Genomic DNA, 22,194 nt, shown 5'->3' with positions numbered 1-22,194 from the left:
GCCGAAAATGTCACATAGCGCATTATTGATCATCGATGTTCAGCAATCATTCCAGCATCGCCCTTTCTGGCAAGAGGACGATCTGCCCGCTTTCCAGCAGGCGATCACAAGATTAATTGAAGGCTGCCGCCGGCAGGGCGTGGCGCTGGTCGACGTGTTCCACGTTTCCCCGCAGGGGCCATTCTCGCTGGCGTCCGGTTTTGTGCAGCGTCTGCCGTTCCTCAGCCACCAGGCGGACGTTACCCTGCACAAACATGTGCATAACGCGCTGACCGAATCCGGGTTGGATGCCTGGCTACGTGAACGGGAGATCAACCACCTGATTATCTCCGGCATTCGTACCGAGCAATGCTGCGAAACCACCACCCGCGTGGCAAGCGATCTCGGCTATCGGGTGACCTTCGTCACCGAGGCGACCCTGACATTCCCGATGCAACACCCCAACGGCCAGATCTTTACCACCGAACAGCTCAAGCGGCATACTGAGACGGTGCTGGTCGACCGTTTCGCCCAGCTCGCCAGCGTGGATGAGGTGCTGGCGCAACTGTCACAGGAGTCATAATGCCGCAGGCCGTCTACTTTCTGATGCTGCCCCAGGTGCTGTCGCTGGACGTCAGCGGCCCGGCCGAAACCCTGCGCCTGGCCGGAACGTTCAGCCTGCATTACATCGGCCCGGAGCCGCAGATAACCTGCTCCATCGGCATGACGCTGAGCCGGCTGGAACCGCTGCCTGCCCGATTGGAAGACGGCGCGATTTTGGTGGTGCCGGGAGTCAGCGATTCGGCGCGCTACTTTGCCACCCCGCAAGCCGAACAGGCCCGCCGCTGGCTGGCGGCGCTGCAACCCGATCTGCAAAGCCGCCGCATCACGCTGGTCTGCGTGTGTTCCGGCGCGTTGCTGGCGGCGCAGGCCGGCTTGCTCGACGGCTACCAGTGCACCACTCACCATGACGTGCTCGAACGTATGCGCTTGCAGGCACCGGCGGCGCTGGTGAAAGAAAACCGCATTTTTGTCGAAGACCGCAGCGTCTACACCAGCGCCGGCATTACCGCCGGTATCGATCTGGCGCTGCACCTGATTAACCGCCAGTGCGGCGCAACCCGGGCGACGGAAGTCGCCCGCGAAATGGTGGTGTATTTCCGTCGTTCCGGCGACGACCCGCAGCTTTCGCCGTGGCTGCGCTATCGCAATCATTTGCACCCGGCGGTCCACCGCGCCCAAGACGTGATGGCCGCCGAGCCGGAGGCCGAATGGTCAGTGCCGCAGGTGGCGGAAAAAGCCCACGTCAGCAGCCGCCATCTGGCGCGGCTGTTCCGCAGCCATATCGGCATCAGCGTGCGGGAATATCATGAACAGCTGCGGCTGGCGGTCGCGCAACAGCGGCTGCAACAAGGCTACGGGCTTGAGAAAGCGGCGCTGGCGGCCGGGTTCTCATCCGGCCGCCAGCTGCGGCGCGCGCAACAGCGCGGGCAAAACCCGTTATGACACCAGCCTTCGAACGTCCAGCTTTTGCAGCCCCATCGACAGCAGCAGGCTGAGCGCCAGCGCCACACCGAATACCCAGAAGATATCCAGCAGCGGATAAGCGGTGAGTTCAAGATGCCGACTGCGCATAAAGTTGACGATAATGGCGTGAAAACCGTAGATCGCCAGCGAATGGCGGGAAAAAACGCTCAGCCAGCCGATCGGATCCGGCAGGCAGTTCTTAAACCACACCAGCAGCGATACCGCCGCGATAAACACCAGCGGGCCGCAGTAGATGTAAAAGGTATCGGCAAAGCTGCCGTTGATGAACATCTGGCTTTTGGTGCCGCGCACAATCAGCGCCACGCTGAGTACAAAGCCCAGCGCCGCCAGCCAGCTGATGCCGCGCCGCCCGGTGTCCATCATGCCAATCGCCCGCCCGGCCAGCGCGTACAGCAGGTAATAGAAAGTGTCGCCGTAGATATACAGATTGACCGGCAGCAGGTGAGCGTTGCCGAGGGTCACCGCACCGGTATTGGGGTTGGCAATCACCGCCAGGATCACCAGTACCCCGGCCAGATAACGGCGCGAGACCGGTTTGACGCTGATCAGCGGCGAGAGCAGGTAAATCACCGCAATCGCATAGAAGAACCACAGGTGATAAAACACCGGTTTTTGCAGCATGCCGCGCAGCGACGGCCAGAAGCCGATTTTGGTGAAGGCCGCGATATAGGCCAGCGCAATGAGGCTGTAGAACAGGATGCAGCAGCCGATACGGATGAAATGTTTTTTGCCGGCGCTTTTCTCGCCGAAAAACAGATAGCCGGAAATCATGAAAAACAGCGGCACCGACACGCGCGACATGCCGTTCAGCACGTTAGCGATGTCCCAGTTATGTTCCCCCACCGCCAAGCCGTTGGTGACGTAATAGGTGGTGGCGTGGATCATCACCACCATCATGCACGCCACCGCGCGCAGGTTATCTATCCAGCCAATTTTAGTGCTCAAAACGGTGCCCGACGTTGTGTCATATTGATCTGTTAATAAGAGGTTATATACCCGTCATACTTGAAGCTGCATCTGTGTTGGCTGCGCCCGCACACCCCAGTCACTTAGTTTACTAAGCTCCTGAGGATGAGCGCGCTTGCCGCCTGGATGCAACTCCAATTATTTAGGGTATAGAGCACGGGCCGCGGCGACAACCCAAAAGCGAAATATCAGAATGTGCTGAAACAACACCTTATCGTTGCTAAGGTGAACAATTGGCGGCAAAATAGCCGCCATAACTCGCTCAGTTTGCGCTTCCCGCCCTGGCAGTTCCTTTTTTCTTCTTCACTATCAGTACTATAAATATGAAAACGACATTACCACCTGCGGCACGCTTGGGCCGACAGGCGCTTTTATTCCCTCTTTGTCTGGTGCTGTTCGAATTTGCCACCTATATCGCCAACGATATGATCCAGCCCGGTATGCTGGCGGTGGTGGCGGAGTTCAACGCCGGCGAAGAGTGGGTGCCGACATCCATGACCGCCTATCTGGCCGGCGGTATTTTCTTGCAATGGCTGCTCGGCCCGCTGTCGGATCGACGTGGCCGCCGCCCGGTGATGCTGGCCGGCGTGGCGTTCTTTATCGTCGCCTGTCTGGCCATTTTGCTGGTGACCAACATCGAGCAGTTTATCTTTATGCGTTTCCTGCAGGGTATTGGCCTGTGCTTTATCGGCGCGGTCGGCTACGCCACGATACAGGAATCCTTCGAGGAATCGGTGTGCATAAAAATCACCGCGCTGATGGCCAACGTGGCGCTGATCGCCCCACTGCTCGGGCCGCTGGCCGGGGCTGCGCTGATCCACGTCGCGCCGTGGCAGAGCATGTTCGTGCTGTTCGCGGCGCTGGCGGCGATCGCCTTTTATGGCCTGTGGAAGGCGATGCCGGAAACCGCCTCGCTGCAGGGCGATAAATTCTCGGCCGCCAACCTGTGGCGCGACTATCGCCAGGTACTGAGCAACCGCCGCTTTGTTTGCGGGGCGCTGGCCATAGGTTTTGCCAGCCTGCCGTTGCTGGCCTGGATTGCCCAGTCGCCGGTGATCCTGATCAGCGGTGAATCGTTGTCGACGCTGGATTACGGCCTGTTGCAGATCCCGGTGTTCGGCGCGCTGATCCTCGGCAACCTGACGCTGGCCCGCATGACCGGTAAAAACAGCGTGGAACGCCTGATCAAGCTGGGCGCGGTACCTATGATGCTGGGGCTGCTGGTCGCGGCGCTGGCGACGCTGTTCTCCAGCCACGCCTATCTGTGGATGACCGCCGGGCTGAGCCTGTACGCCTTCGGTATCGGGCTGGCCAACGCCGGGCTGTACCGCCTGACGCTGTTCTCAAGCGCCGTCAGCAAAGGGACGGTCTCCGCCACCATGGGCATGCTGAGCATGCTGGTGTTTACCGTCGGTATCGAGCTGGCGAAAGTGGCCTATGTCTGGGGCGGCAGCGGGTTGTTCAACCTGTTTAACCTGATCAGCGGCCTGTGCTGGCTGGCGCTGGTGGCGCTGTTCCTCGGCAAACGCCGCAGCGGCGACGCAACGCCTGCGCCTAACGAAGCGCTGTAACGAGCGCCGAGCTAACGACACGGGAAGAGACGATATCTCTTTCCGTGTTTCAAGATTTACACTGGATTTAACACTATCAGTCAGATGAATCAGTTCTCAAACTTATAGCCCATGCCAGTACCGCCTCATGGCTGATAAAATTCATCTGTTCAACGTCACGAAGTGCCTCTAGCGTCAAGCACCTCTGTTCTTTCTCTCGCACAGGCCCGTCATACTTTTCATCATCTTTTCTTACGAACAGTGGTGATAAACCTTCAGTATTCATCCTGATGACCTCGCGATTTAATCAAAATACACGGCTATACCCAAAATAATTGGAGTTGCATCACAACAAAGCCACGGCTTTGTTGAACAGCGCTTGCGCTGGCCCCAACGGGGCGAGGCTTTGCCGAGTAACGCGGCAAGAGCATGAGTCCCCAGGAGCTTACTCAAGTAAGTGACTGGGGTGAGTGCTCGCAGCCAACGCAGAGGCAGCTTCAAGTATGACGGGTATACAGCCCGCCATCGCGCAGCAGATGTTGATTGCCTTTGCGGCGGGTAAAGCCGCTGCGATCGAAAAACTCCAGCACCTGGATCGCCAGCTTGCGGCCGACGCCGAGCCTGTCGCGGAAATCCGCGGCGTTGGTGCTGCCCTGCGTTGCATCCAGCTCGCGGATAAGCGCAGCGAACTGTTCGATACGACGGCTGAGATAATAACGGTCCACCACCACCGCAGTGACATGCCCCAACTGAGCGGCTTTACGCAGCGTCGCCCGCACGGGGGCCTCTTCTTCGCCCAATTCTGCGGCCAAATCGCGCACCCACCAGGCTTCGTCACCGAACAGCGGCGCAATACGGCTCCACAGACTCTGTTCTTCCGCGCTGAACGCCAGGCCATGCTCCGGCAAGTGCAGCCAGCCGCGCGTATTACGCACGCTTCCGGCAGCCAGCAACCGATCGATCATCATAAATACCAGCGCTTCAGGCAATGAAGGCAACGCCATGCGCCGCAGACGCGCTCGCCCCAGCCCAAGCTGATCGGCATGCTGCTGGTGATACTCGAACAGGACTTGCAGCAAGCGCTGTTGGCCCTGCTGTGCATTCTCCTGCGCCAGTGCCCACTCGCCGGCAATCAGCCATTCATGGTCCGCCAACAGCTCGGCCAGACCGCCTTCGGTCAGTTGCCGCGCCCAGGCGAACATCGCCAGATCCAGCGGCCCGTTGGGCAGGTGCAGCGCCAGCGCCTGGCGATCGTCGCCGGCTTGCGCCAATGCCGCCAACCAGGCAAGGTAATCCGGCTGGCGTTTACCGCGTTTCGGCGTCGTCAAACTCAGCACCCGTGCGCCGCCCAGGGTCTGGCGGGCGCCGATATCGCGCAGCACCAGCCGATCGTTGTCCGCCAGCCACAGCGGGCGATCGAGGATCAGCTCCGCCAGCTGTTCATTCAATAACGCAATCCGGCCGGTGATATGGCTGGCGGCGTGATGCAGATGCAGCGGTTGCCAATGCTTGATCGGCTGGTCGAGATCCAGCGCCACCAGAATGCGTTCTGCCGCCTGCAACGGCTTTTTCGCCAACAACCAGTCACCGCGAGCCACCTGCTCTTTGCTGACGTCACCGCTGATGTTCAGTGCGATGCGCTGCCCGGCCTGCGCCTGCTCAACCTGTTGATTCTGCGCATGCAGGCCGCGTACCCGCACCGGAGCGTCCGCACCGGTCAGCCACAGCGTATCCCCTACCGCCACCTGCCCGCCCAACGCTGTACCTGTGACGACCAGACCCGCCCCTTTCACGCTGAAGGCGCGGTCTACCGCCAGCCGGAAACGGCGCGTCAGCGCATGCTCATCAGGCCGTAACGCCAGCAGATGCGCGCGCAGGGCGTCAATCCCCCGATCCCGCACCGCTGCGGTGACAAACAGCGGCGCATCGGGCCAGCCCTGCCGCGCCAGTTCATCGCTGACCTGCCGCCGCACCTCGTCAACCCGCGTTTCGTCCACCCGATCGGCCTTGGTCAATGCCACCGTCAGCGCCGGGCGCCCACTCAGCCGCAGGATCGCCAAATGTTCACGCGTTTGCGCCATCACGCCGTCGTCGCAGGCCACCACCAGCAGCGCATGATCGATGCCGCCGATGCCCGCCAGCATATTGGCGAGGAATTTTTCATGGCCGGGCACGTCGATAAAACCCAGCACCCGGCCGTCGGGCTGCGGCCAGTAGGCATAGCCCAGATCTATGGTCATGCCGCGGCGTTTTTCTTCCGGCAGGCGATCGGCGTTGATCCCGGAGATCGCCTGCAACAGGGTGGTTTTGCCATGATCGACATGGCCGGCAGTGGCGATAATCATGCGTTTAACGCCTCGATCAGCGCTTGTTCCTGCTCAAGGCAGCGCAGATCCAGCCACAGCCGGCCGTCGTTAATTCGGCCGATCACCGGCTGCGGCAGGCGGCGCCAGCGTTCTGCCAGCGCTTCCAGCGTCGCCCCACGGCCGTCGAGCGGCGTAAAGGTCAATGCGTAGCTGGGCAACCTGTCCACCGGCAGCGAGCCGCTGCCAATCTGCGACCAGCACGGTTCGGCGCGCAGTTGGAAACGTTCGCCAAACTGCGGTTCCAGCGTGTGCAGCAAGCGTTCGGCTGCGGCCTGCATCGCCTGTTGCGGGCGGGTCAGCAGCCGCAGTGTCGGCAGTCGCTCCACCAACCATTCAGGCTGCTGGTAGAGACGCAGCGTGGCTTCCAGCGCCGCCAGCGTCAGCTTGCCGACACGCAGCGCGCGTTTAAGCGGATGCTGCTGCAACCGGGCGATCAGCGCCTTTTTACCGACGATAATCCCGGCCTGCGGGCCGCCCAGCAGCTTGTCGCCGGAGAAAGTCACCAGATCCACCCCGGCGGCCAGCAGCCGCTGCGGCATCGGCTCGGCCGGCAGGCCGTACTGCGCCATATCAATCAGCGAACCGCTGCCCAGATCGGTGGCGGTCGGCACGCCATATTCGGCGCCAAGCTGCGCCAGTTCGGCTTCATCCACCGCGGCGGTAAAGCCCTGGATGCTGTAGTTGCTGGTATGCACCTTCATCAGCAGTCCGGTTTGTTCATTGATGGCGTTGCGGTAATCTTTCAGGTGGGTACGGTTAGTGGTGCCGACCTCAACCAGCCGGCAGCCCGCCTGGCGCATCACGTCGGGGATGCGGAACGCGCCGCCGATTTCCACCAGCTCACCGCGCGACACCACCACGTCCTTGCCGGGCGCAATCGCCGCCAGCATCAGCAACACGGCCGCCGCATTGTTATTGACGATGCAGGCATCTTCCGCACCGGTCAGGCGGCACAGTAAATCCGCCACGGCGCGATCGCGATGCCCGCGCCCGGCGCCGTCCAGATCGTATTCCAGCGTCACCGCCGCCCCCATCGAATGGCTCACCGCGTCGATTGCCGGTTGCGCCAGCAGGGCACGGCCAAGGTTGGTGTGCAGCACGGTGCCGCTGAGATTGAAGACCGGCGTCAGCGCCGAACGCTGCCGTTGCGCCAAACCGGCGCTGAGCGCCTGCGGCCAGTCGCTGCACCAATCGGGCAGCCGCTGCTGCTGCTTGATCGTCTCACGCGCCTGCAACTGCAATTCGCGCAGCAGATCGCTAATCAGCGTCTGGCCGTATTGGGCCACCAGCGGTTCGATAGCGGGATCGTGCAGCAGGCGGTCGATGGCGGGTAACTGGCTGTAAAGAAGGTGGGATTCAGTGCTCATGGTCGCTCGGTTTTTTTGTGTGAGGATGCGGCATAAAACAAACTCCCCGCCAAAGCGGGGTGAGGGAATTCAGGGGGGTGAAGTGCGGGCAAAACTTTCGCGGGCAAACAGCCGCTCGGCCAGTTTGATCAACGCAGGCCGTTCGACGCACCAGTTAGGCATGATGCGGCGGAAATTGAGGTAGCCCAGCGCGCAGCCGGTAGCGATGTCCGCCAACGTCAGCTCGGCGGCGTTCAGCAGCGTCTTTTCCTGCGCCAGCCTCTCCAGTGCGTCCAGCCCGTGCGTCAGCTTGTCGCGCTGGCGCAGTATCCAGTTTTCGTCCTGTTTTTCCGGCGCGCGTTTGCTCTCGCGAAACAGCGTGGCGGCGGCTTCGGTTACGCCGTCGGCCAGCGCTTCCACCTGGCGAATGCGCAGCGCAGCCGTGCGATCGGCGGGCAAAAATGCCGGGACGGCGGGAAGCAGTTCGAGGTATTCGGCAATGACACGCGAGTCGTAATAAGCCACGCCGTCATCGGCCACCAGCACCGGCACCTTGGCGAGCGGATTCAGCTCCACCACCCGGCTGCCCGGCTCATACGGCGGATCGTTAACGAATTCGAACGCGATCCCCTTTTCCAGCAACATCACGGAAATCTTGCGTACAAAAGGGCTGGTATAACTGCCAATCAGCTTCATCCGTCTTCCCCCCGAGCTGTCGAATCACAGCGTTGTTATTTCACCACCAGCGTGTCGATAATCCGCTGAACCAGCGCCTGGTGCGCCTCCGGCGTTTTGGCCGGTGACAGCATTTGCAACGTCACCACCCTTTTATTCAATACCGTCAGCACAAAGGTGGAGAGTACCTTTTGCCCATTGACGCTTTGCTCGGTATCCAGCCGATGGAACTTCTGCTTACCGACGCTGAAGTTCTCTTCTTTGGTGGTCTTGATATTCTGATAGCGGTCGGCCAGCTCGGTGATGATGCTTTGCGTCAAATCTTTCAGCATTTTATCGCTGGTGTTGAGCTTCATGTCATCAGGCGGGACCACTTCGGAGGAGACGGTGCTCTGGCGTGTCTTGCCGTCGAGGAAACGCTGAATGGTGGATTTGCTGTCGTTGACGATGCCGCTGTTCTGGGTCTGATCGCTAAACCCCGCCGGCAGTAAAAAGGTCACGTTACCCCTTTGCAGCGATACCTTCAGCCCCACAGGCTCGCTTTCCACCGGTGGCGGTGGCGGCGCAATGGGCTGCGTCACGATCGGCTTGGGGTCCGGCTTAGGTACTGCCGGTTTGGTGTCTTCCTTGTTGTCACAGGCCGACAGCCCGATCGCCAGAACGGCGACCGCCGTGAGTTTCGCAATGGTCTTCAACATCGTCCCTTTCCTTTCGCGTTGCGCGTCATTGCGTAAACGTAGCAACTCGCCCCTGTGAATGCCAGATGCGCAGTCTGAAATTAATCATCTGACCACTCGTAAGGGGCAAATACCGACATTTTGCGATTTACTCCCCCGGGAACAGGAACGGGTTGATGCTGCTGCGGGCAAAACCTTCATCTTCCAGCTTGGCGTCCAGCACCAGCGAGGCCAGATCGTCGGCCACCGCTTCGATATGCGGATCTTTTTCCTGATACAAAATCTTCAGGTAAGTGCCGCAGTCGCCACAGCTTTCCGCTTTCACCGCCGCCAGTTCGCTGTCCAGCGACCAGTAATTCAGATCGCGGGTTTGCTCGCAGTTGCTGCATTTTATCCGCACCACGTGCCACTCGCTTTCGCACAGGTTGCAGTGCAAATAGCGCAGGCCGCTGACGGTGCCGATATGCACCACGCTGGAGACCGGAATGCTGCCGCACACCGGGCAGAACTGGCGATGCTCGCCATATTCCGCGCGCGCCTTGCCGGGGATCAGGCTTGCCATTTGCGCCCAGTAAAGCGACAGCGCAGCCCAGATGAACGGCGCTTTCTCGCTGCCGATCTTGCCGAACTCGCGGTTGAGCAAGGCGTCGGCCATCAGCTCCAGCTCATGCGCCGATGCCTTTTCCAGGTTATCCAGCACCGCCAGAATGTGTTCCGGCGCCTGTGGACGCAGCTCGGCGATCAACGAGCCCAGCAGCCGGTGCCAATGCTCGCTGCGCGGATAAACGCTCAAATCCAGCGGCGGCTTGCCGCTGGCCGCGCCCTGCTGCAGCGCTTCGGTCAGATCCAACTGCAACGGGTTGTCGTGCAGCGCATGGTGCTGCGCCTCGGCCAGTTGGGCGGCGAAGTTCAGGTAGTCGCCCAGCGGGTTGTCCGTCGCCAGCTTGCGCAGGCGTTCGGCGCGGCGGCTGTAGAGGCTTTTCAAATTGGCGAAAAGTAACGGCGGAATTGTCTCCGCCGTTGTGGACTTCTCGCGCTGTGCCCCTAACTGCTCTTTAGGAACGATGCGGATGCTCATCAGGGTTTGTCTTCCTGTCGTTTCTCGCGGACCTCTCGGTACCAGCGCGGATGATGTTTTTTAGCCCAGGCCGCAGGCACCCAGCCTTCGACCATCGCGGTGATGGTGCCTTTTACCCACAGCGCGGCGTAAATGTGCACCATAATCACGATGATCAGGCCGACCGCCGCCAGCGAATGCACCAGCAGCGCGATGCGGATCAGCGGTATCGGGAACGACGGCGCAAAGTACGGCCGCCAGATCACCACACCGCTGGCCAGCAGCAGCACCAGGCTGACGATAGCTGCCCAGAATACGCACTTCTGACCGAAATTATAACGCCCGGTGTCGCCCACTTCCTCGTTCATGGCGATTTTGTGGATGTTTTTGGCCCAGACGATGTCTTCGCGGTTGATCAGATTATGCTTCCAGTAGCGCAGGAACATCAGCAGGAAGGCCGCAAACATGAGCACCCCGACAAAGGGGTGCAGGATGCGCGCCAGCTGCGGCGTACCTAAGATGTTCATCAGCCAGTTGAAGGAGGGGAAAAAGAACCCCAGCCCGCTGATGGCCGCGAACACAAAGCAGAACGCCACAATCCAGTGGTTAATCCGCTCCGGCGCGCTGTAGCGCTGAATCCGCTTTTCCTTCTTCATTTGCGCGTCTCCTCATCGTGCAGCTCGTCGTTGTCTTCCTCTTCGACGCGATTAGGACCGACGCCGACATAGTGGAACACGCTCGCTGCAAAGGTGGCGGCAAAGCCGATGGCCGCCAGGGGTTTCCACACGCCTTTCCAGAACGTGATCGCCGGGCTGATGGTCGGGTTATTCGGCAAACCGTGATACAGCTGCGGTTTGTCGGCGTGGTGCAGCACATACATCACGTGGGTGCCGCCCACGCCCGCCGGATCGTACAGACCGGCGTTCTGATAACCGCGGGTGTTCAGCTCGCCGACGCGCTCGGCGGCAATCTGCTTCATCGCGTCCTTGGTGCCGAAGTGAATCGCGCCGGTCGGGCAGGTCTTCACGCAGGCCGGTTCCTGGCCGACATCAACGCGGTCGACGCACAGGGTGCATTTGTACACCCGATTGTCGTCCTTGTTCATACGCGGCACGTCGAACGGGCAGCCGGCGATGCAGTAGCCGCAGCCGATGCAGTGCTCGGACTGGAAGTCGACGATGCCGTTGGCGTACTGAATGATTGCGCCTTCCGACGGGCAAGCCTTCAGGCAACCCGGATCGGCGCAGTGCATGCAGCCATCCTTGCGGATCAACCATTCCAGCTTGCCGTTTTCCTCCACTTCGGAGAAGCGCATGACCGTCCACGACTTGGCGGTCAGATCGGCGGGGTTATCGTACACCCCGACGTTGCTGCCGATTTCATCGCGGATGTCGTTCCATTCGGAACAGGCCACCTGACAGGCCTTGCAGCCAATACAGGTGGTGACATCGATAAGTTTGGCCACTTCTTCCTGGTGGTCACGGGCGCGCGGGGCCGGCGTGAAACCATTGGTGGCGGATTTACGAATGATGTCCTGAGATTGCATTGCCATAATTCGTCTCCGTTACACCTTTTCCACGTTAACCAGGAACGCCTTGAACTCCGGCGTTTGCGTGTTGGCATCGCCGACAAACGGCGTCAGCGTGTTGGCGATAAAGCCTTTCTTCGCCACCCCTTCGTAACCCCAGTGGATCGGGATGCCGATGGTGTCGACCTCCTGGCCGTTCACCTGCAAAGTACGGATACGCTTGGTCACCACCGCCTTGGCCTTGATATAGCCGCGGTTGGAGCTGACTTTCACCGTATCGCCGTGCTTGATGCCTTTTTTCTCCGCCAGCTTCTCGCCGATCTCCACAAACTGCTCCGGCTGCGCGATGGCATTGAGCTCCGCGTGCTTGGTCCAATAGTGGAAGTGCTCGGTCAGACGATAGGTGGTGCCGACATACGGGAACTTGTCGGATTTGCCCATCGCCGCCAGATCGTCCTTGAACACGCGCGCCGCCGGGTTGGAGACCACGTTCGGGTGCAGCGGGTTGGTGCCGAGCGGCGTTTCAAACGGCTCGTAGTGCTCAGGGAACGGCCCTTCCGCCATTTTGTCGGTGGCGAACAGGCGGCCCATGCCTTCCGGCTGCATGATAAACGGCCCGACATCGCTGCCCGGCGCGGCGGCGCTGTAGTCCGGGATATCCACCCCGCCCCACTTGGCGCCGTCCCACTCCAGCAACTGACGTTTCGGATCCCAGGGTTTCCCCTGCGGGTCGGCCGAAGCGCGGTTATACAGAATGCGGCGGTTGAGCGGCCAGGCCCAGGCCCAACCCAGCGTGTTACCGAGGCCGGACGGATCGGCGTTATCGCGCCGCGCCATCTGGTTGCCGGCCGGCGTCCAGCTGCCGGCAAAGATCCAACAGCCGCTGGCGGTGGTGCCGTCGTCACGCAGGTGAGCGAAGGTGCTGAGCTGTTCGCCCTTTTTCGCCAGCACTTTGCCGTCGGCGTCGAGAATGTCCGCCAGCGCCTTGCCGTTGCTTTCCATCGCCACTTCTTCCGAAGCGGGGTTTTCCGGCGTCAGGTAATCCCAGGTCATGTTCAGCACCTGTTCAGGCACCGCGCCGCCGTCGCGCGCGTACATCTCGCGCAGGCGGATGAAAATGCCCGCCAGGATTTCCCCGTCGTTCATCGCCTCACCGGGGGCGTCCGCGCCTTTCCAGTGCCACTGCAACCAGCGGCCGGAGTTGACGATCGAGCCGTTTTCTTCGGCAAAGCAGGTGGACGGCAGGCGGAACACCTCGGTCTGAATCTTCGACGGATCGACGTCGTTGAACTCGCCGTGGTTCTGCCAGAAGTTGGAGGTCTCGGTGTTGAGCGGATCTATCGTCACCAGGAACTTCAGCTTCGACAACGAGGCCACGACCTTGTTTTTGTTCGGGAACGACGCGACCGGGTTAAAGCCCTGGCACAAATAGCCGTTGACCTTCCCTTGCGACATCATCTCGAAGTACTGCAGTACATCGTAGCCTTTGTCCCACTTCGGCAACCAGTCAAAGCCCCAGCCGTTGTCTTTCTGCGCCTTGTCGCCGTAGAAGCTCTTCATCATGCTGACGAAGAATTTCGGGTAGTTGCTCCAGTAGTTCACCTGGCCCGGCAGCAGCGCCTTCGGCGTGTTGGCCTTCAGGTAGGTGTCGATATCCGGATGTTTTTCCGAAGGCAGCGTCATATAGCCCGGCAGGCTCTGCGACAACAGACCCAGATCGGTCAGACCCTGGATATTGGAGTGGCCGCGCAGCGCGTTGACGCCGCCGCCCGCCATGCCCATGTTGCCGAGCAGCAGCTGGATCATCGCCATGGTGCGGATGTTCTGCGCGCCGACCGAGTGCTGAGTCCAGCCCAGGGCGTACAGGAACGACGCGGTTTTATCCGCCACGCAGGTTTCGGCGATGTATTCGCAGACCTTGATGAAATCCTCGGTCGGCGTGCCGCAGATATTGTTCACCACCTCCGGCGTATAGCGGCTGACGTGCTGTTTGAGCATGTTCCACACGCAGCGCGGATCCTGCAACGTGACATCGCGCTTGGCGAAGCCGTTTTCATCGAGCTGATAATTCCAGGTGGTTTTGTCGTATTTGCGGTTTTCCGCGTCGTAGCCGCTGAACAGGCCGTCTTCGAAGGTAAAGTCTTCCCGCACCAGCAGGCTGGCGTTGGTGTAGGCCTCGACGTACTCGCGGTTGATCTTGTCGTTGGTGATCAGGTACAGCAACACGCCCGACAGGAAGGCGATGTCGGTACCGGAACGGATCGGCGTGTAGAAATCCGCCACCGATGCGGTACGGGTAAAGCGCGGATCGATGACGATCAGCTTGGCTTTATTGTGAATCTTGGCTTCCATCGCCCAGCGGAACCCCACCGGATGCGCTTCCGCCGCATTACCGCCCATGACGATAATCAGATTCGCGTTCTTGATATCAACCCAGTGGTTGGTCATCGCACCGCGACCAAATGTTGGAGCAAGACTTGCTACCGTTGGTCCGTGTCAGACACGCGCCTGGTTGTCTACGGCAAGCATGCCGAGAGCGCGACTAAATTTTTGGGTTAAATACCCGGTTTCGTTACTGGAGGCGGAGGCACACAGCATGCCGGTGCTCAGCCAGCGGTTGACGGTGACGCCCTGTTCGTTGGTTTTCACGAAGTTGGCGTCACGGTCTTCCTTCATCAGTTTGGCGATGCGGGTAAAGGCATCGTCCCAGCTAATGCGCTGCCATTTATCTGACCCTGGCGCACGATACTCCGGGAACTGGAGACGGCTTGCACTGTGGATGAAGTCGACCAGCCCCGCGCCTTTCGGGCAAAGCGCGCCGCGGTTTACCGGGTGATCCGGGTCCCCTTCAATGTGGAATATGCTTTCTTTGGCGTTTTTGGCGCCATCACCAAGGCTGTACATCAACAGCCCACAGCCGACGGAACAATACGTACAGGTATTACGGGTTTCACGGGCGCGCAGCAGTTTGTACTGCCGGGTCTCCGCTAACGCCACTTCCGGGGCAAAGCCCAGTGCGGCTACCGTCGTTCCTGCCATACCGCCAGCGCAGATCTTAAAGAACTGCCTTCTGCTGACCTGCATGGGGGTCTCCTTTCACTCTCGATTGTCACATTGTTTCAAATGGCGCTTTCCCCCTTGAAGCGGGAAGCGCTAAAATCCATCTTGTTTTTACGCGGCAATATTACCACAGCGTATATGGGGTTGTTACAAACAGGTGCCAGTTAAGTGAACACTATAAACCCAGAGCAGCACATAAATGAGACCCCGCTCACAGGGGTGACCCAGGCCCAGGTTTATCAGCGCGGGCAGCTCGCCACCGCACAGCCTGACTGGCTGGCGGAAGAAGTGCCGGTCGCCCTGGTCTATAACGGCATCTCTCACGTGGTGATGATGTGCACGCCAAAAGATCTGGAGGCATTCGCCCTCGGCTTTTCGCTGTCCGAAGGCATTATCGAGTCACCACGCGATATCTACAGTATAGAGATTAACCAAACCTGTAACGGGCTGGAGGTGCAAATTGAGCTCTCCAGCCGCCGCTTTGCCGGGTTGAAGGAGCGCCGCCGCGCCATGGCGGGCCGCACCGGCTGCGGCGTGTGCGGCATCGAACAGTTGGCGGACATCTTCCGCCCGCTGCCTGCGCTGCCGTTCACCCAACGCTTTTCTTTCGCCAACCTCGACCACGCGCTGAGGCAGCTCAAGCAGGTGCAGAGCGTCGGGCAGCTCACCGGCTGTACCCACGCCGCCAGCTGGATTTCGCCGCAGGGTGACCTGTTGGGCGGCTGTGAAGACGTCGGCCGCCATGTAGCGCTCGACAAGTTGCTCGGCGTGCGCGCGAAGCAAGATTGGCAACAGGGCGCGATCCTGGTCTCCAGCCGCGCCAGCTATGAAATGGTACAAAAATCCGCGATGTGCGGCGTCGAGATCCTGTTCGTGGTTTCCGCTGCCACCTCGTTGGCGGTGGAAATCGCCGAGCGCAGCAACCTGACGCTTGTCGGTTTCAGCAAACCCGGCCGCGCCACGGTGTTTACTCACCCGCAGCGCATTGAGGATTAATTTAATCCCCTACACCAAGTAGGGCATTGATAATCATTTTCAAGATCATTTAATTAACTATAATGATCCGACTGCTTACGCGGTGCTCGCACCTTGCGCCGCCCATACCCCACTGGAGATGATGATTATGAGTTATTCACTGCCATCCCTGCCGTACGCCTACGACGCACTGGAACCGCATTTCGACAAGCAGACGATGGAAATCCATCACACCAAACACCACCAGACTTACGTCAACAACGCGAACACCGTGCTGGAAGCGTACCCTGAGCTGGCTTCGCTGAGCGTTGAAGCGCTGATCCAGGATCTGGATAAAGTGCCAGCCGACAAGCGCACTTTCATGCGTAACAACGCCGGCGGCCACGCTAACCACAGCCTGTTCTGGAAAGGCCTGAAAATCGGTACCACGCTGGGTGGCGATCTGAAAGCCGCTATAGAGCGCGATTTCGGCAGCGTCGAGAAATTCCAGGAAGAGTTCGAGAAAGCCGCAGCGACCCGCTTCGGTTCAGGTTGGGCCTGGCTGGTGCTGAAAGGCGACAAACTGGCCGTGGTGTCTACCGCTAACCAGGACAGCCCGCTGATGGGCGAAGCCGTTGCCGGCGCTTCAGGCTTCCCAATCCTGGGCCTGGACGTGTGGGAACACGCTTACTACCTGAAATATCAGAACAAACGCCCAGACTACATCAAAGCGTTCTGGAACGTGGTTAACTGGGATGAAGCGGCAGCACGCTTCGCTGCGAAGAAGTAATTCGCCCCCAGTACTGATGATGCCCGCGTGAAGCGGGCATTTTTTTACCCAAAATCCGCTAAAGTTTGACCGCCCTTTGCCGATGGTTTGTTCAATAGAGGTTCGCCCGCAAAGGAAAAATAATATGGCGGCATTGCAAACACTGGCAGGAAAGTTCGTTCATCTCACCGTGGGTAAAAAACTCGGCCTCGGATTTGGCCTGATGCTACTGCTGACGGCGATCATCGCCGGCACCGGCGCACAATACCTGAATATCATCGAATCCCGCGCCGACCGCATCGATTTCAGCAACCGGCTGAATGACGAAATCAATCAGGCCAAATATAACCGGGCGCTGTTCGGCCAGACCTACCGGCCGGAGTACCTGAAGAATAACCGCGCCAATATCGAAAACGCGGTACGCTTGATCAACCAGGGCCAGGCGCTGGACTGGGACGCCCAGAGCCGGCAAGACCTGCAGCGGCTGGTGGTCTTGATCGGCGAATACCAGCAGCAGCAAAACGCCTTCGAAAAGGCGGTGGCGGCAAAAGACGCGGTACGCCAAAGCTGGAACATGTCGGAAGTGCAAGACAGTCTGAATCAGGTAGAGCGCCAGTTGACCAATGGCGACCTGCAACTGGCTTTTGTGCAGTTGAATCAGAAGCTGACCCTGGTGCGCTACGGCGCACGCGGCCTGTTGCTGAGCCTGAACCGTGAATCCGAAGCGCCGCTGTTAGCGGCGATTGATGACGCGCGCAGCACGGCAAACGCCCTCAGCCGACGGCTCAGCGATGCCCAGCGCCCCCTGCTGCAACCGCTGTTGAGCGCGCTCGACGACTACAAAAACCGAATCGAAGCTTATCTGCCGGCTTATGAACAGGAACAGCAGATCAGCCAGCGGCTGGGGGACAGCGCCCAGGAGGTCGGTACGCTGGTCAACGCCTTTATGCGGGACGAACTGGCGCAAACCCACAACGATATTAATGCGGCTCAGCTGCAGATGGGCATCACCACGCTGATTGCCATTATCGCCGGGTTGCTGATTGCCTGGCGCATCACGCTGCAAATCACCCGGCCACTGCGCAGCACTCTGGCGCTGGCGGAACGCATCGCCAACGGCGATCTGCGCCAGGCGCAGACCAGCACCCGCCGCGATGAACTGGGCCAGTTGCTGAATGCGGTGGCGGCGATGAGCCGAAACCTGCGCGATATGATTGAGAAAATCCAGATGGGGGTCAGCCAGGTCTCTACCGCTGCGGCGGAGATTGCCGCAGGCAACACCGATTTGTCCTCTCGCACCGAACAGCAGGCGGCGGCGGTAGAGGAGACCGCCGCCAGCATGGAACAACTGACCGCCACGGTGAAGCAGAACGCCGAAAACGCCCACCACGCCAACCAACTGGCTACCGACGCTTCGCAAACCGCCCAACAGGGCGGCAAGTTGGTAGAGAACGTGGTCAGCACCATGCGCGATATTTCCAGCAGCTCGCGACGAATCGCCGAAATTACCACCCTGATTAACGGTATTGCTTTCCAGACCAATATTCTGGCGCTCAATGCCGCAGTAGAAGCGGCGCGCGCCGGCGAACAGGGGCGCGGCTTCTCGGTGGTGGCCAGCGAGGTTCGTAATCTGGCACAACGCAGTGCCCAGGCGGCAAAAGAGATCGAAGGGCTGATCGCCGAATCGGTCAGCCGGGTGCAAACCGGCACCACCCTGGTGGAGAATACCGGCAGCACCATGGAGCAAATCGTCCTATCGGTGACCCACGTGCGCGACATCATGGCGGAGATCGCCGCCGCCTCCGACGAGCAAACCCGTGGTATCGCCCAGATCGGCCAGGCGATTGTCGAAATGGATCATACCACCCAGCAGAACGCCGCACTGGTGGAGGAATCCGCCGCCGCCGCCGACTCGCTGGAAGAGCAGGCTGACATGCTGCTGCAAAGCGTCTCGGTATTCCGCCTGGCGGAGCAGAAAGCCCCCGCCGCCGTGGCGAAAGCCAGCGCGTCAAAAGCCCCGGTGATTAAAGCGCGGTCAGCAGCAGCGCAAGACAACTGGACCACGTTCTGATGCACCTCCCCGCCCGGTTATTTTCGGGCGGGATGTTCTGTCCCTCCCGATCAACTCAGGCTATGCTGAACCTCTGACGCAAAGAACGGAGGCGCATATGCATCACCCTGAGGTTTATATCGGCACCATCCAGCCTTATGACGGCGGGCGGCCCAGCGGCATCGCCAAACGCCTGGTGGAGGGCGCCATCAAGCTGACCCCGCTCGGCCTGGAAGGCGACGAGCAGGCGGAAAAAAGCTATCACGGCGGGCCGGACCGCGCTTTGTGCCACTATCCGCGCGAACATTACGCCCACTGGCGGGAACAGTTTCCTGCACAGGCGGAACAGTTCTGCGCGCCGGCTTTCGGCGAGAATATTTCCACGCTGGGGCTGACCGAACACAACGTGTTTATGGGCGATATCTTCCGCTGGGGCGAGGCCTTGATTCAGGTCACCCAGCCACGCTCTCCCTGCTTCAAACTCAACTACCACTTCGCGATCGACGACATCTCGGTGCTGATGCAGCAAAGCGGCCGTTGCGGCTGGCTGTACCGGGTGGTGTCCGCCGGTGCCGTCAGCGGCGATCGTCCGCTGGAACTGGTGATGCGCAGCAGCGACGTCTCGGTGGCCGAAGCCATCGGCATTGCCTGGCATATGCCGTTCGATGAAGAGCAGTATCGCCGCTTGCTGGCGGTCGCCGGGCTGTCCGCGAGCTGGAGTAAAACCATGCTGACGCGCATCACTACCGGCCGTATCGAAAACCTTAACCGCCGTCTGCTGGGCCGTTGAAAAAGACCGGCCGCTAGACTGTTGTGCAACCTCTTTCAGGCAGGAGCAAAAGTTATGACCACCCCCTCTCATTCGATCCACCACGCCGCAGCCGTTGGTTATCAGGCCAATGCCGACCGCTACGTGAAAGGGAGACCGGATTATCCGCCGGAGATCGCCACCTGGCTGCGTGAGGTTATCGGCCTGCACGACGGCATGACGGTTGTCGATCTCGGCGCCGGCACCGGTAAATTCACCCCGCGCCTGCTGGAAACCGGCGCGCAGGTGATCGCCGTCGAACCGGTAGCGCAAATGCTGGAAAAACTGTCGGCCGCGCTGCCGCAGGTGAAAACGCTGGCGGGCACCGCCGAGTCGATTCCGCTGCCGGACGAATCGGTCGATGCCGTAGTCTGCGCGCAGTCCTTCCACTGGTTCGCCACGCCGCAGGCGCTGGCTGAAATTCAGCGTATCCTCAAGCCCGGCGGCAAGCTGGGTCTGGTGTGGAACATGCGCGATGCGCGCGTGAGCTGGGTGCGCAAGCTGAATCAGATTGTCGACAGACATGAAGGCGACGCGCCGCGTTTCTACACGGGCGAATGGCGCAAACTGTTTCCGGTCAAGGGGTTAGAACCGCTGCAGGAGCAGGTGTTTATGTTCGGCCACCAGGGTGCAGCAGAAGATGTGATTTACAACCGAGTGCGTTCAACCAGCTTTATCGCCGCCTTGCCGCCGCAACAGCAGGAACAGGTGATCGATCAGATTCGCCAGTTGGTGGCGGAGGAAGGGGAATTGCAGGGCAAGGAAACCCTAACCGTGCCTTATCAAACCAAGGCGTATTTCACGACCAAGGGATGAAATACCGGGCGTCGCAGGGCGGCGCCCGGGTGAATCAGAAGGCTTTTTTGGCGTAGCCGGTGACCACTTTCAGGCCCATCTCACGGCCCAGTGCAGTCATCGGGTGCACCACGATCAGGCCGCGCGCGCTTTTTTTCAACGAGCCCATGTCCGCCTGTTCTTTCTTGGTGATTTCACGGCTGAAGGGCAGTTGGCTCAGCTTCTGCGCTTCCGCACTCAGCTTCTCGACGCGCACGCCTTTCAGACGTTCGATTTCCGTCGCCAGCTTCTCTTTTTCTTTGGTGTGCTGGGCAATCAGCTCGATATTGCCCTGTTGGATCACCGCCGTGTCTTTGTGATTCAGTGCGTCCAGCAGGTCGCTAAGGCGCTTAATTTCTGCCTTTTCTTTCTCTTTCATGGTTTATGGCCTGTCTGTGCCTGTACGGCACGCTAATCAATGATGCCCACATTGTAGCAAAATGCGCACGCAGTTACTCGCCTTGCTCGATTCCCGGCGGCAACCCGCTCATCTCGCAGGCTTTCGCCCCCACGCGCGCCAGCGCCTGGGTATAACGTGCATTAAACGGATAGCAGCAAGAGAGCCGCAGCCCGTTGCGGTGGCGGCCGCTGGGGGAATACAGCGTGCCCGGCGTCAGGCAGATTTGTTCCTCCAGCAACTGATGGAACAGCGCCACGCTGTCGACACCGGCCGGAAACTCGACCCAGAACACAAAACCGCCCGCCGGCTGCGTTGCCCGCGTGCCGCGCGGGAAATGGCGGGCAATCAAGGCCCGTGCCGCCTCCACTTGGGCGGCGTAGCGCTTACGCAGGTTACGTAAATGGTGATCGTAGCCGCCGGTTTCCAGGAACATCGCCAGCGTTTCCGACAACAGCTGTGATTCCGCCATCGATGACACCGCCTTCAGCTTGCGTAGCGCTTCGTTGAAACGCCCACCGGCAATCCAGCCGATGCGGAAATCCGGCGCCAGCGTCTTGGTAAAGCTGGAGCAAAACAGCACCCAGCCGTCACGATCGAAAGATTTCACTGCCGGCGACAGCGCGCCGCCGAACTGAATCTCGGCGTACAGCCCGTCTTCAATCAGCGGTACCTGATGATCGTTCATCAGCCGCGCCAGCCGCTTTTTGGCCGCCAGCGGCATGGTGCACCCCAGCGGATTCTGTACCGTCGGCATGGCGATCACCGCATCCAGCCGCTTCTCATTCAACAACAGCTCCAGCGCGTCCAGCGACAGGCCATGCTGCGGATCGGTCGGGATTTCCAGCGCCTTCAGCCCGAGGCTGGCCAGCAGCGGCAGCAGATAAAAATAGGTCGGCGACTCCAGCCCGATACAGTCGCCCGGCTTGGTGGTCACACGCAACGCCAGTTGCAGCGCCTCCATGCAGCCGTGGGTCAGGGTGATATCGCCAGGTTCCACCAGCATGCCCAACGTCATCGAGCGGCGGGCGATCTGCTGACGCAGCCGCAAACTGCCGGGCGGCAAGGCGTACTTGCCGATCAGATCGGGCTGGCGACGCAACTGAGACGACAGCATCCGCCCCAGTTTGCCGCCCGGATAAAAATCAGAGGTTTGCGGGCAGGCCAGCGACAGGTTGGTGAACGCCGGGTTCTGCTGGGCGGCAAACACCGTGTCGATCAGCGCCAGCACGTCGTCCGCCGGCGGCTCTATTCGGCTACTGGGTTGCGAGGCAGCTTTCAGCGCCGGCAACGTGCTGCGCACATAGAAGCCGGACTGCGGCCGCGCTTCGATCAGCCCACGGTCTTCCAACGCGCGGTAGGCCGCCACCACGGTATTGATGCTGACGCTGTGGGTCTGCGCGCAGCGGCGCACCGAAGGCAAACGGCTGCCGGGCAGCAGCGTGCCGCGGCGAATGGCCTGTGCCAGGGTATCCGCCAGTTGCTGATAACGCGTTTCAGGCATTTCATCGAGCAGGGTCACAGTTTCTCTCCAGGTTATGGGTACAGTTTGCTTCCTGCAAAACTGTACCCATAACAATAGCGTGTTTCTGGTTCTGTCACCATCCGCTCGCAGGTTTTATGCTGGTTC

19 protein-coding genes are annotated in these 22,194 nt (G+C 60.2%); 8 read left to right on the top strand and 11 right to left on the bottom strand.

Annotated elements, in window-relative coordinates:
• Positions 1 to 7 precede the first annotated feature (7 nt).
• Positions 8 to 562 carry a cysteine hydrolase family protein gene (locus tag SPL01S_RS08995; RefSeq protein ID WP_063198920.1) on the top strand — a complete coding sequence of 185 codons (555 nt, stop codon included), beginning with the start codon at positions 8 to 10 and terminating at the stop codon, positions 560 to 562.
• Positions 562 to 1,485: a GlxA family transcriptional regulator gene (locus SPL01S_RS08990; RefSeq protein ID WP_063198917.1), complete on the top strand. Its 924-nt coding sequence runs from the start codon at positions 562 to 564 to the stop codon at positions 1,483 to 1,485. The genes SPL01S_RS08995 and SPL01S_RS08990 overlap by 1 nt, the downstream gene beginning before the upstream one ends.
• Here the strand turns inward: SPL01S_RS08990 and SPL01S_RS08985 are convergent.
• The gene (locus tag SPL01S_RS08985) at positions 1,480 to 2,472 is read right to left on the bottom strand and encodes an acyltransferase (protein WP_063198915.1); all 993 of its coding nucleotides are present in this window, start codon (positions 2,470 to 2,472) and stop codon (positions 1,480 to 1,482) included. The two genes, SPL01S_RS08990 and SPL01S_RS08985, sit on opposite strands and share 6 nt — an antisense overlap.
• A gap of 344 nt (positions 2,473 to 2,816) precedes the next feature.
• On the opposite strand from SPL01S_RS08985, the gene SPL01S_RS08980 reads away from it, so the two are divergent.
• Entirely contained in the window at positions 2,817 to 4,064 is a 1,248-nt protein-coding gene (locus tag SPL01S_RS08980; protein WP_063198913.1) for an MFS transporter, read from the top strand.
• Between the two features lie 476 nt (positions 4,065 to 4,540).
• On the opposite strand, the gene selB is transcribed toward SPL01S_RS08980, so the two are convergent.
• The 8 genes from selB to fdnG all read right to left on the bottom strand — a co-directional run bounded on the left by selB (position 4,541) and on the right by fdnG (position 14,776).
• Positions 4,541 to 6,388 carry a selenocysteine-specific translation elongation factor gene (gene selB, locus SPL01S_RS08975; RefSeq protein WP_063198911.1) on the bottom strand — a complete coding sequence of 616 codons (1,848 nt, stop codon included), beginning with the start codon at positions 6,386 to 6,388 and terminating at the stop codon, positions 4,541 to 4,543.
• The gene (selA, locus tag SPL01S_RS08970; protein ID WP_063198909.1) at positions 6,385 to 7,776 is read right to left on the bottom strand and encodes an L-seryl-tRNA(Sec) selenium transferase; all 1,392 of its coding nucleotides are present in this window, start codon (positions 7,774 to 7,776) and stop codon (positions 6,385 to 6,387) included. Before selA ends, selB begins: the two co-directional genes overlap by 4 nt.
• A gap of 69 nt (positions 7,777 to 7,845) precedes the next feature.
• Entirely contained in the window at positions 7,846 to 8,451 is a 606-nt protein-coding gene (locus SPL01S_RS08965; RefSeq protein ID WP_063198907.1) for a glutathione S-transferase, read from the bottom strand.
• A 35-nt stretch (positions 8,452 to 8,486) separates the two neighbouring features.
• Positions 8,487 to 9,128, bottom strand: coding sequence for a DcrB/PsbP domain-containing protein (locus tag SPL01S_RS08960; RefSeq protein WP_062869136.1), 642 nt, complete (start codon positions 9,126 to 9,128; stop codon positions 8,487 to 8,489).
• Between the two features lie 127 nt (positions 9,129 to 9,255).
• Positions 9,256 to 10,185 carry a formate dehydrogenase accessory protein FdhE gene (gene fdhE, locus SPL01S_RS08955; protein WP_004950679.1) on the bottom strand — a complete coding sequence of 310 codons (930 nt, stop codon included), beginning with the start codon at positions 10,183 to 10,185 and terminating at the stop codon, positions 9,256 to 9,258.
• Entirely contained in the window at positions 10,185 to 10,820 is a 636-nt protein-coding gene (fdoI, locus tag SPL01S_RS08950; protein ID WP_063198905.1) for a formate dehydrogenase cytochrome b556 subunit, read from the bottom strand. Before fdoI ends, fdhE begins: the two co-directional genes overlap by 1 nt.
• A complete protein-coding gene (gene fdxH, locus SPL01S_RS08945) occupies positions 10,817 to 11,716 on the bottom strand; it encodes a formate dehydrogenase subunit beta (RefSeq protein ID WP_004950673.1) in 900 nt (299 codons plus the stop codon). Before fdxH ends, fdoI begins: the two co-directional genes overlap by 4 nt.
• A 12-nt stretch (positions 11,717 to 11,728) precedes the next feature.
• The gene (gene fdnG / locus SPL01S_RS08940) at positions 11,729 to 14,776 is read right to left on the bottom strand and encodes a formate dehydrogenase-N subunit alpha (RefSeq protein WP_147424922.1); all 3,048 of its coding nucleotides are present in this window, start codon (positions 14,774 to 14,776) and stop codon (positions 11,729 to 11,731) included.
• Positions 14,777 to 14,920: 144 nt separating this feature from the next.
• On the opposite strand from fdnG, the gene fdhD reads away from it, so the two are divergent.
• The 5 genes from fdhD (at position 14,921) to SPL01S_RS08910 (ending at position 20,149) form a co-directional block, all read left to right on the top strand.
• Entirely contained in the window at positions 14,921 to 15,748 is an 828-nt protein-coding gene (fdhD, locus tag SPL01S_RS08930; RefSeq protein WP_063198901.1) for a formate dehydrogenase accessory sulfurtransferase FdhD, read from the top strand.
• Positions 15,749 to 15,875: 127 nt separating this feature from the next.
• On the top strand, positions 15,876 to 16,496 hold the full coding sequence (sodA, locus tag SPL01S_RS08925) for a superoxide dismutase [Mn] (RefSeq protein WP_004950661.1): 621 nt from the start codon (positions 15,876 to 15,878) through the stop codon (positions 16,494 to 16,496).
• Between the two features lie 124 nt (positions 16,497 to 16,620).
• Positions 16,621 to 18,546 carry a methyl-accepting chemotaxis protein gene (locus SPL01S_RS08920; protein ID WP_063198899.1) on the top strand — a complete coding sequence of 642 codons (1,926 nt, stop codon included), beginning with the start codon at positions 16,621 to 16,623 and terminating at the stop codon, positions 18,544 to 18,546.
• Positions 18,547 to 18,643: 97 nt separating this feature from the next.
• Positions 18,644 to 19,315, top strand: coding sequence for a 6-hydroxyaminopurine reductase (yiiM, locus tag SPL01S_RS08915; RefSeq protein ID WP_063198897.1), 672 nt, complete (start codon positions 18,644 to 18,646; stop codon positions 19,313 to 19,315).
• A gap of 54 nt (positions 19,316 to 19,369) precedes the next feature.
• Positions 19,370 to 20,149 carry a class I SAM-dependent methyltransferase gene (locus SPL01S_RS08910; protein ID WP_063198895.1) on the top strand — a complete coding sequence of 260 codons (780 nt, stop codon included), beginning with the start codon at positions 19,370 to 19,372 and terminating at the stop codon, positions 20,147 to 20,149.
• 34 nt (positions 20,150 to 20,183) lie between these two features.
• Here the strand turns inward: SPL01S_RS08910 and SPL01S_RS08905 are convergent, their stop codons facing one another.
• Together SPL01S_RS08905 and SPL01S_RS08900 are read right to left on the bottom strand one after the other, a co-directional pair.
• Positions 20,184 to 20,546, bottom strand: coding sequence for a YibL family ribosome-associated protein (locus tag SPL01S_RS08905; protein ID WP_062869127.1), 363 nt, complete (start codon positions 20,544 to 20,546; stop codon positions 20,184 to 20,186).
• Positions 20,547 to 20,619: 73 nt separating this feature from the next.
• On the bottom strand, positions 20,620 to 22,086 hold the full coding sequence (locus tag SPL01S_RS08900) for an aminotransferase-like domain-containing protein (protein ID WP_063198892.1): 1,467 nt from the start codon (positions 22,084 to 22,086) through the stop codon (positions 20,620 to 20,622).
• Positions 22,087 to 22,194: the final 108 nt, after the last annotated feature.

The organism is Serratia plymuthica NBRC 102599 (assembly GCF_001590925.1).
Classification (GTDB): Bacteria; Pseudomonadota; Gammaproteobacteria; order Enterobacterales; family Enterobacteriaceae; genus Serratia; species Serratia plymuthica.
Note: the sequence above shows the minus strand (reverse complement) of the source record. Positions and strands in the feature narration are given on the sequence as shown.